The sequence below is a fragment of the Paenibacillus sp. 598K genome, assembly GCF_003851045.1.
GTDB lineage: Bacteria > Bacillota > Bacilli > Paenibacillales > Paenibacillaceae > Paenibacillus_D.
On sequence record NZ_BFBX01000129.1, the window covers coordinates 31066 to 43734 of the forward strand.

Here is a 12669-nt window from a genome sequence, read left to right on the forward strand (position 1 = left end):
AGAAACTCGAGTTACAGTGGTGCGCCGGCCGTCCCGTGGCTCATCCACTGCATCAGCTTGGCCTCGGTGGTCGTGTCCGGCGCGGGGGTGTAGATGCTGCAGCGCAGATCGTCTTTGCCGTATACCTTCAGGGAGGTGAGCTCGTAGACCATCTTGCCAGCCTTGGCGTGTCGGAACTCCAGATGGACCTCGGGGGCCGACTTCACCTGATTGTCCTCCCACATCCGCTTGAAGTCGGGATACTCGGCGATCATCTCCCCGAGGAAGACGTCGTACCATCCATCGTTCACATACTGGCCGTAATACGTGCGGAACATCGACAGGAACTCATTGGCGAATTGCTCCCAGTTGAGCGCCAGCCGCTGGAACTCCCTGCGGGTGAAGAGCAGGCGGATCATGTTGCGCCCGGCGGGAGGGATGCGGTCAAAGTCCAAAAATACGAACGCCGCCGCCTTGTTCCAGCCGACGATATTGCACTTGCGGTCGGAGACGATGACGGGGCAATGGGTCAGCTCGGTCAGGATCTTCTGTAAGGAAGGGCTTAGCTGTACCGCCTCTTGCTCGGCCGAGTACGCCTCGGCGTCGCTCTCGAAGGCCAGCGAGTATAGATACTTGCGCTGATCGGCGCTCAGTTGCAGCGCCTGGGCCACGCAGTCGAGCACGGAGGTGGAGACGCGGATGTCTCTGCCTTGCTCCAGCCAGGTGTACCAGGTCGTGCTGACGCCTGCCAGCTGAGCGACTTCTTCGCGGCGTAGACCGGGCGTCCGCCGTCGCGTCCCTGCGGGCAAGCCTGCGAGCTCGGGCGAAAGCTTGGCGCGCTGGCTTTTCAGGAAGGCGGATAACGCCTGGAGTCGGACTTGTGAGTTCAAGCGATCATCTCCTCTCGTTGGGATCGAGTCGGGTAGTATTTATACTAGCATAAAGGCTCACTTGTAATAGGATCGGATACATGACATGATACGCTTACGATCGAGCAATGACAAGCTCAGAGGGAGGAAGCCAATCATGGAGAGAGTCGTAATCACAGGGATGGGTGTCGTATCGCCGCTCGGCAACGATGTCGAGACGTTCTGGTCGCAGCTGATCGCGGGAGCGTCCGGGGTGGAGCGCATCACCTCGCTTGATACCTCAAGGCACAAAATAAGCATCGCAGGCACGGTCAAGGACTTCGACCCGGCCGCATGGTTCGGCGTCAAGGAGGCTCGAAGGCTGGACCGCTTTTGCCAATACGCGCTGGTCGCGGCGGAGCAAGCGATCGGGCAAGCGGGACTCGAGCTGGATCGGATCAATCGCGAGCGTATGGGCGTCTATGTCGGGTCGGGAATCGGCGGCATCCAGACGCTGATGAGTCAGGGTCAGGCGCTGGCTGAGCGGGGACCGGAGCGTGTCAGTCCGATGCTGGTGCCGATGATGATCGCCAATATGGCGGCCGCTGTCATCAGCATCAAGTATGGGGCTTTAGGCTCGACGATGTCGCCGGTCACCGCGTGCTCCATCGGCAATACGGCGATTGGCGAAGCGTTCTACCATATCCAGGCGGGCCGCTCGGATGTGATCCTCGTAGGCGGGGCCGAGGCGGCAATTACAGATATCTCGCTGGCCAGCTTCGCCAATGCTACCGCGCTGTCGACGCGCAATGACGAGCCGAGCCGGGCGAGCCGGCCGTTCGATGCGGGGCGGGACGGCTTCGTCATGGCGGATGGCGCGGGTATCCTCGTGCTGGAGAGCCTGAGCCATGCGTTGGGCCGCGGGGCGCATATCCTGGGCGAGGTGATCGGCTACGGAGCCAGCTCCGATGCGTATCACATGGTCGCAACGCCTGAGGATGGCGCTGGCGCTGCACGGGCGATCCGGCTCGCGCTGGACGAGGCTGGACTGGCCTTGACCGACATCGACGTGATCAGCGCCCACGCGACCAGCACCTTCATCGGCGACCGATCGGAGACAGCGGCGATCAAGCAGGTGTTCGGCGAGCAGGCCTACCGGATCCCGATCACGGCCAACAAGTCGATGACCGGCCATATGCTCGGCGCCTCGGGCGCCGTCGAAGCGGTCGCGCTCGTGCGGTCGCTGCAGACCGGGATCATCCCGCCGACGATCAATCTGGAGGACCCGGACCCTGTCTGCGATCTGGACATCGTGGCCAATGAAGCGAGGAGCGCCAACCTGCGAGTCGGCTTGTCCAACTCGTTTGGCTTCGGCGGGCACAACTCGGCAATCGTCCTGCGGACGTATGAGGGCTAGGCCTGTCTGAACACTCGCTCAGGGGCAGCTTTAACCGACTTTTCGCCCCTGCTGCATACAGACAGGTCCTAGTCATATCGCTTCATTTTCAGGGTGCGGGGAGTGGATTATAATGAAGGAGATATACATTCTCCCTGTGGAAATGAGGCATCCTGATGACGAATGAACTGTTGGAGCAACTGCAGACGTGGCACGAGCAGGAGGAGCATGGACTAATCATCGAACGCATCGAACAAATACCGGACGCCGAGCGGGGCTATGAGCTGGTCAACCTGCTGGCCCGAGCCTATAACAACGAGGAGCGTTATCGCGAAGCGGTGGATCAGCTGCTCTCGGTGCAGGAGCGGGGGGTTGCAGATGCGCTGTGGCAGTACCGACTGGGGTATGCTTATTACCATCTGGCCCTGCATGATCTGGCGTTGCTCGCTTTTGAGCGGGCGGATGCGCTGCAGCCGGACGATCCGGCGACGCTCGAGTTCCTGGGGCATGTCCGGTCCTGCGCGGAGCGGATGGAGCAGCAGCGTCAGCGCTGGCAACGGGAGCAGGCGGAGTGGGTGGAGAGCGGCATGGGCAATGAACTGACGGCTGCATCGGAGGGCTATGATCCCGACAGCTTCTGGGAACCGAGCGAGTATGCGAACAAAAACTACGTATCGCCGCCGTTCGACGACGCACTGATCGCGGAGCTTGAGCAGGAGCTGGGGTACAAGCTGCCCGCCTCCTATATTAACTTGATGCGGACCCAGAATGGCGGCTGTCCTGCACGCACAGCCTTCCCGACCGAGGAAGCGACATCCTGGGCCGAAGATCATATCGAGATTACGAACATGCTCGGGATCGGCAATAAAAAGTCATATTCGATCGGGGGCGACATGGGGAGCCGGTTCAAGATCGAGGAATGGGGCTATCCCGATCTGGGCATCATGATTTGCGACTGCCCGTCGGCAGGTCATGATATCGTCATGCTGGACTACCGGTTCTGCGGGCCGGAGGGCGAGCCTTGTGTCGTCCACATCGATCAGGAGTGCGATTATGAGATCACGTATCTGGCGCCGAACTTCGAAGCCTTCATACGCGGGCTCGTCGATAGCGAGAGCTTCGACCTGGACGGCGAAGACGAGGAGGACTAACACCTGTATAGTAGGGGAGAAGCCGCGTAGTGCCTGAAGGTGCACTGGAGTGCCCGGGCAGCGGCGGAGCGTGCGAGCAAGGGAAGAAAGGTGCACTGGAGCGGTCAGCGACCAGCGACCAGCAGGCAACGAGCAACACGGGAAAGCACAATTACGCACAGCCGAGGGAAGAAAGACGAAACACAGGGCCGCTGCCAGGAGCAGTGGCCTTTTGGCGTGCCTTCGCAGTCGCATGTAGAATAATTGTAATCATTAACATTTTATGTATAATGTGTTACATTAGTTGTGTAAGTGCTTTCAAAAATTTGGAGAGGACGCGAGAATATGAAAAGGTGGCTCAAGAACGGTTATGCACTCTTGCTGGTTTTTGCTGTGCTGCTTGGATTGTGGGCAATGCCTGTTTGTGCAAATGGCCCTCTTTACACGATTGAGGGAGAAGATGCCCAGCTTAGCTCCGAGCTGCAGGTGGTGACTGAGATTTACGGGCAGCCCAAGCCCGGATACTCCGGCACAGGATTCGTCTGGATGCAAAATGGCGGCACGATAACGTTCAGCGTAACGGTTCCCGAAACCGGCATGTATGAAATTTCAACCCGCTTCATGCAGGAGCTGAGTCCTGACGGCAGACTTCAGTACTTATCCGTTAACGGTACGAACAAAGGCTCATTTATGCTGCCCTATACGACCGCCTGGTCCGATTTCAGCTTTGGCTTTCACAAGCTCGTGCAAGGCAGCAACACGATTCAAGTGAAGGCAGGCTGGGGCTTTGCTTATTTCGATACCTTTACGGTCGATTATGCCGATCTGGACCCTTTGAATGTGGAGCCGATCCTCACTGATCCGCAAGCCACGCCGGAAACGCAGCTACTGATGGATTATTTAACGGAGGTGTATGGCGACCATATGATCTCTGGCCAGCAGGAAATTTACGGCGGCGGGAATGACGGCGATAGCGAGCTGGAGTTTGAGTGGATTTATAATCTAACCGGAAAATACCCCGCCATTCGCGGCTTTGATTTTATGAATTATAATCCGCTGTACGGCTGGGAGGACGGCACAACCGCGCGCGTTATCGATTGGGTCAATGATCGCGGGGGGATTGCAACGGCAAGCTGGCACCTTACGGTTCCCAAAAACTTCACGACCTATCAGTTGGGACAATTTGTGGACTGGACAGATGCTACCTACAAGCCTACGGATACGAACTTTAATACAGCTAATGCCGTCGTTCCCGGGACGAAGGAAAATGAATACCTGATGATGGCTATTGATGATTTGGCAGCGCAATTATCGATTTTGCAGGATAACGATGTGCCGATTATTTTCCGTCCGTTCCATGAGGCGGAGGGCAATGGCGGGCTGAATGGCGAAGGCGCCTGGTTCTGGTGGGCCAAGGCAGGCGCAGAGGTATACAAGCAGCTATGGGATTTGCTCTACACCGAGCTCACCGAGACCTACGACCTCCACAACCTGATCTGGACTTACAACAGCTACGTATATAACACCTCTCCCGCGTGGTACCCCGGCGACCATCAGGTCGATATTGTCGGGTTTGACAAATACAATACGATCTACAACCGCGATGACGGATTATCCGGCGTACCCAATGAGGACGCCATCAGCTCGACTTTTTATAAGCTTGTCGACTTGACCAACGGAACTAAAATGGTGGCGATGACGGAAAACGACACCGTGCCCAGCGTCCAGAATCTAATCGATGAAAAAGCAGGCTGGCTCTACTTTTTGCCTTGGTATGGCGAGCACCTCATGAGCACGGCTTTTAATGATCCGCAGACGCTGACAACCCTCTATCAGAGCAGCTATGTCATTACGCTGGACGAGCTGCCCGACTTAAAGACTGGCCACCCAAGCGCGTCCCTCTCGCCTGCCAGTGTCGTTTTTGATAAATACGCGCCCAATCAAAGCGACCAGACGATAACGGTAACGATGAACGGCAATACGCTGAGCGGCATCAAAAATGGCTCTGCTGCCCTTGTATCCGGCACGGACTATACGGTATCGGGCACAACGGTGACGATCAGCGCAAGCTATCTCGCTATGCAAGTCGTTGGCACAACCAATCTGACGTTTGATTTCAGTCCCGGCGCCAATCGCACGCTCACGGTTACCATCATCGACTCCTCGGTCGCCTTGCCTGGTCCGTTTACCGTATCGGGAACAGCTGGCGACTCGCGAGCAACGCTACTATGGACGGCTGCAAGCGGCGCAGTCGCTTACGAGGTCGAGCGCGCGACAGGCAACGGCGCTTACACGACGCTTGCTTCCAATCTGACCAGTCTGAGCTATACAGATACGACAGCCGTTAACGGGACCTTGTACAACTACCGCATTATCACATCCAACGCCTCGGGCTCGACTAGCTCCAATCCTATTGCGCTTACGCCTTCGGCCGCAACGCAGGCAGGCAGCTTCAAAATTCAAATGTATAGCGGCAATACAGCTGCTTCCAGCAATACAATCGCGCCCCAGATTAAATTGGTCAACACGGACACAACTGCATTGGAGCTGTCGACCGTCAAGCTGCGCTACTACTATACGGCTGACGCGAACCAGACCCAGTCATTCTGGTGCGACTGGTCGACTGTCGGCAGCGCCAACGTAAGCGGTACCTTTGTGACGATGCCGACGCCAACGGAAGACGCCGACACTTATTTTGAGATTGGCTTCGCAAGTAGCGCTGGCACATTGGCACCGGGCGCAGCAGCCGAGATCCAGATCCGCATCGCGCGCACGGACTGGAGCAGCTACACGCAAACGGGCGACTACTCCTTTAACCCGACCAGCACCGCTTATATCGACTGGACGAAGATGACCGGTTACGTCAATGGCACGCTGCAATGGGGAGTCGAACCCTAACAGAACATGGCGGAAAGCAGCAGGGCAAGCAGCAAGGCAAGCAGCAAGGCAAGCAACAAGGCAAGCAACAAGGCAAGCAGCAGGGCAAGCAGCAAGGCCAACTGCTCATGGCTGCCCATGCGCAAGGAGCGCTCCTGAAATCTCGGGGGCGCTCTTTTACTCATGCGACGAGACGGATGCTCGGGGAGGGACAGCATGAGGAGGAAGAAATTTATAGTTCATTCTATTTTTGTAATCTTTTAAATAATATGATATATTATGAACAGGAGCCTATATCTTCCAATTCCGAAAACTTGGCTCCGCCACTTTTGATAGGGAGGTGACCAGGAGACCAAGAAGCTTTCGCGCGCAGACACTTTGTTCAGAAAGGAGAAGGATATCTATGATAGGTACAAGATTCAAGAAAAGAAGCGCATTACTACTCAGCTTTTTGTTAGCGTTTACAGGCGCTGGTTTGGGAGCAAGCTCTACTACCGCTTCCGCCTCTGCTCCAAGCGCTCTTGCGGCTTCGGACTACAACTATGCGGAGGCGCTGCAAAAATCGATCTACTTCTATGAAGCGCAGCGCTCGGGGAAGCTGCCCGAAACGAACCGGGTGGAATGGCGAGGGGACTCGGGACTTCAGGACGGCGCGGACGTCGGGGTCGACTTGACCGGGGGCTGGTACGATGCCGGAGATCATGTGAAATTCGGCTTCCCGATGGCCGCGACAGCTACGATGCTGGCATGGTCGGTGTACGAGTATCGGGAGGGCTACGAGAATTCCGGGCAGCTGGATGCCATCCTCGATAATATCCGGTGGGCGACGGACTATTTCATCAAGGCGCATACCGCGCCCAATGAGCTATGGGGACAGGTGGGCAACGGCACCGCTGACCATAATTGGTGGGGACCAGCGGAAGTGATGCCGATGGCTCGCCCCGCCTATAAGATCGATGCCGCCAATCCAGGCTCGGACCTGGCCGGAGAGACGGCTGCGGCGCTTGCTGCGTCCTCGATTATTTTTGCGGACAGCGATCCGGCTTACTCGGCTCTGCTGTTGCAGCATGCCAAGGAGCTGTATCAATTCGCAGATCAGTACCGCGGCAAATACTCGGACAGCATCACGGATGCGCAAGCCTACTATAACTCCTGGAGCGGGTATGCCGACGAGTTAAGCTGGGCGGCGGTATGGCTGTATCTCGCTACAGAGGACGAGGACTATCTGGATGCAGCGATTGCTGCCAGCGACGAATGGGGAACGAATCAGCAAGGCGACTGGGATTACAAGTGGACGCATGCATGGGACGACAAGCATTATGGCGCCCAGCTTTTGCTTGCGCGTATCACCAATGATCCTCGCTTCGTCGCATCGACCGAGAAAAATATGCAATATTGGACGACCGGCGTTCCCGGTACAGGGGAACGGATCAACTATACGCCTGGCGGACTGGCGTATCTGGATACGTGGGGCGCGCTCCGGTATTCAGCCAATCAGGCCTTCCTCGCCTTCGTCTATTCCGACTGGGTGAGCGATCCGGCGCGCAAGCAGACGGCCAGATCGTTTGCAGAGAGTCAGATCTTGTACATGCTGGGGGACAATCCGAGACAGAGCAGCTATGTGATCGGTTACGGCAACAACAGTCCGCAGCGCCCGCATCATCGTACCTCTCATGGCTCATGGAGCGACAGTCAGAGCCAACCGGCCAATCACCGCCATATCCTGTACGGGGCGCTGGTGGGCGGACCGTCGCTGACCGACAGCTATACGGACTCGATCAGTGATTATGTGTCCAATGAGGTAGCTACCGACTACAATGCCGGCTTCACCGGGGCGCTTGCCAAGATGATGATCGAGCATGGAGACGGCGACTTGCCGCTGGCTTCTTTCCCTCAACCGGAAGTGCGGGACGATGAAATGTTCGTCGAGGCGGCTGTGAATGCGAGCGGCAGCAACTTCATCGAGATCAAGGCGCTGCTGAACAATCGCTCGGGCTGGCCCGCGCGCTCCAGCAGCTCGCTATCCTTCCACTACTATGTCGATCTTACCGAAGCGGCAGCCGCAGGCTATGGTCCTCAGGATGTGACGGTGACGGCGGGAGGCTACAATCAGGGGGCTACCGTGTCGCCATTGCTGCCGTATGACGCAGCGAACCATATCTACTACACCAAGGTAGACTTTACGGGAACCCCGATCTATCCTGGCGGGCAGTCCGCCTTCCGTAAAGAGGTGCAATTCCGGATCTCGGCCCCGCTCCAGACGGCCTTCTGGAGTAACGCCAACGACTTCTCCTATCAAGGCTTGCCGTCTGCCGGCTCCACGCCGGTCAAGTCGCCTTATATCCCTGTGTTCGAAGCGGGAACGCGGGTCTATGGCGAGCAGCCCGCAGGCGGAGGCACGCCCGGCGTGCCCGGCGTTCCGGCCGCGCCGCTCAACGTATCCGCTACGGCCGGAGACGGGCAGGTGCAATTGACCTGGAGCGCTGTCGGTCAGGCCGATGAATATATCGTGAAGCGCGCTACGACTAGCGGAGGCCCCTACACCGTTATTGGCACGACCTCCGGCACCTCTTATACGGACAGCGGACTTACGAATGAGACGACCTATTATTATGTAGTTGCGGCTAGCAATACGAGCGGCGAGGGTCCGAACTCCGCTCAGGCGAGCGCGAAGCCGAGGGAGCTGCCAGATCCGGTCGAGGGCGATCTGGAGCTGCAATATCGGGTCAATGATACGCAGCCGGGGGATAATCAGATTCGGGCGCAATTCCGCATTTTCAACCACGGGGACGAAGCGATCCCGCTCCATCAGCTTAAGCTGCGCTACTACTATACGATCGATGGCGACAAGCCGCAGCAATTCCATTGCGACTATGCGGCGGTCGGCAGCGGCAATGTGAGCGGAACGTTCGTCAGCATGCCAACCGCTGCTCCGGGAGCGGACTATTATGTGGAGGTGTCCTTCAGCGCAGGGGCGGGCAGTCTGGCGCCGGGAGCCGACACAGGCGACATTCAGATCCGGATCAACAAGAGCGACTGGACCAACTACAACGAGCTAGACGATTACTCCTACGATGGCACCAAGAATAGCTATGCGACATGGGACAAGGTCACCATCTATCACAACAATACCCTGGCATGGGGGATTGAACCTTAATACAGGTAGAGAGGATGATTCAATTGAAACTTTCGCGCGCCATTGGGAAATCGACCTCATTTCTGCTGTCTACCGCGTTGGCATTCACGGTATTTACAGGGGGCATGCTCAGCCAAGGAGTTACGCCGGTCAAGGCCGCCTCGACGGAGGAGACACGCTTCCTTCAGCTATACGATCAACTGAAGGACCCGGCCAACGGCTATTTTTCACCGGAGGGCATCCCTTATCACTCGATCGAGACGCTGATCAGCGAGGCCCCGGACTACGGTCACATGACCACCTCGGAGGCATACAGCTATTGGCTCTGGCTAGAGGTGCTGTATGGCTACTACACCGACGATTGGACGCATCTCGAGGCTGCCTGGGACAACATGGAGAAGTATATTATTCCGGTCGATGAAGGCGATGGCAATAAGGAGCAGCCGTCCATGAGCTATTACAACGCCAGCAGTCCCGCTACCTATGCCGCCGAGCATCCGCAGCCGGATCTGTATCCCAGCCTGCTGAGCGGCCAATACGGCGCAGGCAGCGATCCGCTGGATTCGGAATTAAAAGCGACCTACGGCAACAACGAGACGTATCTGATGCACTGGCTGGTCGATGTCGATAACTGGTATGGCTTCGGCAACCTGCTCAATCCGTCGCACACCGCTGCCTATATCAATACGTTCCAGAGAGGGGAGCAGGAATCGGTATGGGAAGCGATCCCGCATCCTTCGCAAGACGACAAAACCTTCGGCAAGGCAGGGGAGGGCTTCATGTCCTTGTTCACCGAGGAAACGAATACGCCTGCTGCTCAGTGGCGCTATACGAACGCTACCGACGCAGACGCACGCGCCATCCAGGCGCTGTATTGGGCCAAGTCGCTAGGCTATGATAATGAAACGTATCTGGCGAAGGCCAAGAAAATGGGCGACTACTTGCGCTACGGCATGTACGATAAATACTTCCAGCAAATCGGTAGCGCATCGGATGGAAGTCCTACGGCTGGCACAGGCAAAAATGCCAACCACTATCTGATGGGCTGGTATACGGCATGGGGCGGCGGACTCGGCAGCTCGGGGAACTGGGCCTGGCGGATCGGGTCGAGCCATGCTCACCAGGGCTATCAGAACGTCGTGGCTGCGTATGCGTTGTCCGATCCAGATGCGGGCTTGATCCCGAATTCGCCGACGGCCGGCGAGGACTGGGCGAATTCGCTGACGCGCCAATTGGAGTTTTACACGTGGCTGCAATCGAGCGAAGGCGCGATCGCCGGGGGCGCGACCAACAGCTACGGCGGAGCCTACAATGCCTATCCGGCAGGCACTAGCACCTTCTACGGGATGGCTTACGACGATGCGCCGGTCTATCACGACCCGCCGTCCAATAACTGGTTCGGCATGCAGACCTGGGGCGTGGAGCGGATCGCCGAGCTGTACTACATCCTGGCAGCCAGCGGCGATACGACGTCAGATAACTTCAAGATGGCCAAGCAGATTACGCAAAACTGGATCGACTGGTCGATGGACTATGTGTTCGCGAACAGCCGTCCAGCGACGGATGCCGAGGGCTATTATCTCGATGGCTCGGGCAATCGCGTGCTCGGCGGTCACAATCCAGCTATTTCCACTGTATCCGCGCCAGGCGAATTTTGGGTACCGAGCAATCTGGAATGGTCGGGTCAGCCGGACACCTGGAGCGGCTTCAACAACTATACGGGCAACGCCAGCCTGCATGCGGTCACGAAAAACCCGAACCAGGATATCGGCGTGCTCGGCAGTTATGTTAAAGCGCTTACGTTCTTCGCAGCAGCAACGAAGGCGGAGGCAGGCAGCTTCACGACGCTGGGCTCTGAGGCCGAGCAGCTAGCCAAGGAGCTGTTGGATACAGCCTGGAGCTACAACGATGGCGTGGGCCTGGTCACAGCCGAGGAGCGTGCGGATTACAACCGCTTCTTCACCAAAGAGGTCTACTTCCCGGCGGGCTGGAGCGGCACATTCGGTCAGGGCAACACGATCCCGGGCACGAACACTGTACCTTCCGATCCCTCCAAGGGCGGCAACGGGGTATACGCCAGCTATACCGATATTCGCCCGGACATCGTCAACGATCCGCAATGGTCGTACCTGCAAGCCAAATACAATACGTCATGGAATCCGCAAACCCAGACCTGGGATGATGGCGCGCCGGAATTCGTCTATCATCGCTTCTGGTCGCAGGTCGATATCGCCACGGCCTATGCCGAGTACGATCGCTTGATTCAGGATGGCGGAGCCGGGCCTGTAGAGCCCGTCGCGCCGAAAGCGCCAACGAACGTCAAGGCTGTCGCGGGCGATGCTGCAGTGGAGCTGAGCTGGAACAATACGACTGGCGCCGACAGCTACACGGTGAAGCGTGCGGTTACGAGCGGCGGGCCGTACACGGACCTCGCCACGGTGACGACCAACGCCTATACCGATACGAGCGTCGTCAACGATACGACCTACTATTATGTGATCAGCGCAACCAATGCCGTAGGGACAGGCCCGAACTCTGCGGAGGTCAGCGCTACGCCAACCGCTACGCCTGCGCCGACCGGCGAGTTGAAGGTGCAATATCGTACCGAGGATACGAACGCCAACGACAATCAGATCAGAGCCCAATTCAAGGTCGTGAACACCGGGAGCGAGCCGGTATCGCTAAGTAACGTGAAGGTGCGCTATTACTATACGATCGATGGCGAGGTCAGTCAGCAATTTCATTGCGATTATGCGGCCGTAGGCAGCAGCAATGTGAGCGGCAGCTTCGTCAAGCTGAGCGCTCCGGTGGCGGGCGCCGACTACTACTACGAAATCTCGTTTGGCACGGGGGCCGGAGTGCTCCAGCCGGGAGCGGACACAGGAGATATCCAGATCCGGATCAACAAGACCGATTGGTCAAACTATGCGGAGGCGGACGATTATTCGCGTAACGCAACCCAATCCGCCTACGCGGACTGGGATAAGGTAACGGCTTATCTCGATGGAATGCTGGTCTGGGGCATCGAGCCTTAATCGTTAAGCGCACGCAAGAGATGAAATCGCAAGGGGAGGGGCCACTGCCGGAGGGCAGTGGCCTTCTTTGCCGTCTTGCAAAACTTTCAGACGGTGAAGCGTGAATACGTCAGTGCTTGAAAAATGCATGCAATCCCTATACAATGAATAGGAAGGAATCTCATGCAAATGCGTATGGCCGCGAGCTTCCCGCAGACGGCGGCGGAGCTGTTTTTTACATCAGCTTAGAATTCTCCGACAAAGCTCTTCGCACGTCCTGGAAGGACGA

The 12669-nt window shown here is 57.4% G+C and carries 7 protein-coding genes; 5 read left to right on the forward strand and 2 right to left on the reverse strand.

Going from position 1 to position 12669, the window contains the following annotated elements; genetic code table 11:
* Nucleotides 1-11: 11 nt before the first annotated feature.
* Nucleotides 12-869, reverse strand: a complete 858-nt coding sequence (locus tag PA598K_RS29670) for a helix-turn-helix transcriptional regulator (protein WP_128660407.1) — start codon at nucleotides 867-869, stop codon at nucleotides 12-14.
* Nucleotides 870-1005: 136 nt separating this feature from the next.
* Between PA598K_RS29670 and fabF the strand changes: the two genes are divergently transcribed.
* The 3 genes from fabF (at nucleotide 1006) to PA598K_RS29685 (ending at nucleotide 6251) form a co-directional block, all read left to right on the forward strand.
* Entirely contained in the window at nucleotides 1006-2244 is a 1239-nt protein-coding gene (fabF, locus tag PA598K_RS29675; protein WP_128660408.1) for a beta-ketoacyl-ACP synthase II, read from the forward strand.
* Between the two features lie 155 nt (nucleotides 2245-2399).
* Nucleotides 2400-3374: an SMI1/KNR4 family protein gene (locus tag PA598K_RS29680; RefSeq protein ID WP_128660409.1), complete on the forward strand. Its 975-nt coding sequence runs from the start codon at nucleotides 2400-2402 to the stop codon at nucleotides 3372-3374.
* Between the two features lie 468 nt (nucleotides 3375-3842).
* The gene (locus tag PA598K_RS29685) at nucleotides 3843-6251 is read left to right on the forward strand and encodes a glycosyl hydrolase (protein WP_307719903.1); all 2409 of its coding nucleotides are present in this window, start codon (nucleotides 3843-3845) and stop codon (nucleotides 6249-6251) included.
* Here PA598K_RS29685 and PA598K_RS38345 read toward each other — a convergent pair.
* Nucleotides 6248-6370, reverse strand: a complete 123-nt coding sequence (locus PA598K_RS38345; RefSeq protein ID WP_260405676.1) for a hypothetical protein — start codon at nucleotides 6368-6370, stop codon at nucleotides 6248-6250. The two genes, PA598K_RS29685 and PA598K_RS38345, sit on opposite strands and share 4 nt — an antisense overlap.
* A gap of 263 nt (nucleotides 6371-6633) precedes the next feature.
* Between PA598K_RS38345 and PA598K_RS29695 the strand changes: the two genes are divergently transcribed.
* Together PA598K_RS29695 and PA598K_RS29700 are read left to right on the forward strand one after the other, a co-directional pair.
* Nucleotides 6634-9387 (forward strand): glycoside hydrolase family 9 protein, encoded by a 2754-nt coding sequence (locus PA598K_RS29695; protein ID WP_128660411.1) that lies wholly within the window; start codon nucleotides 6634-6636, stop codon nucleotides 9385-9387.
* Between the two features lie 104 nt (nucleotides 9388-9491).
* On the forward strand, nucleotides 9492-12401 hold the full coding sequence (locus tag PA598K_RS29700) for a glycoside hydrolase family 48 protein (protein WP_128660412.1): 2910 nt from the start codon (nucleotides 9492-9494) through the stop codon (nucleotides 12399-12401).
* Nucleotides 12402-12669 lie beyond the last annotated feature (268 nt).

Bases quoted from the DNA above. Each gene is read 5' to 3' on its own strand.
- fabF (WP_128660408.1), top strand. From the start codon at position 1,006: ATGGAGAGAGTCGTAATCACAGGGATGGGTGTCGTATCGCCGCTCGGC.
- PA598K_RS29680 (WP_128660409.1), top strand. From the start codon at position 2,400: ATGACGAATGAACTGTTGGAGCAACTGCAGACGTGGCACGAGCAGGAG.
- PA598K_RS38345 (WP_260405676.1), bottom strand. From the start codon at position 6,370: ATGGGCAGCCATGAGCAGTTGGCCTTGCTGCTTGCCCTGCTGCTTGCC.
- PA598K_RS29695 (WP_128660411.1), top strand. From the start codon at position 6,634: ATGATAGGTACAAGATTCAAGAAAAGAAGCGCATTACTACTCAGCTTT.
- PA598K_RS29700 (WP_128660412.1), top strand. From the start codon at position 9,492: ATGCTCAGCCAAGGAGTTACGCCGGTCAAGGCCGCCTCGACGGAGGAG.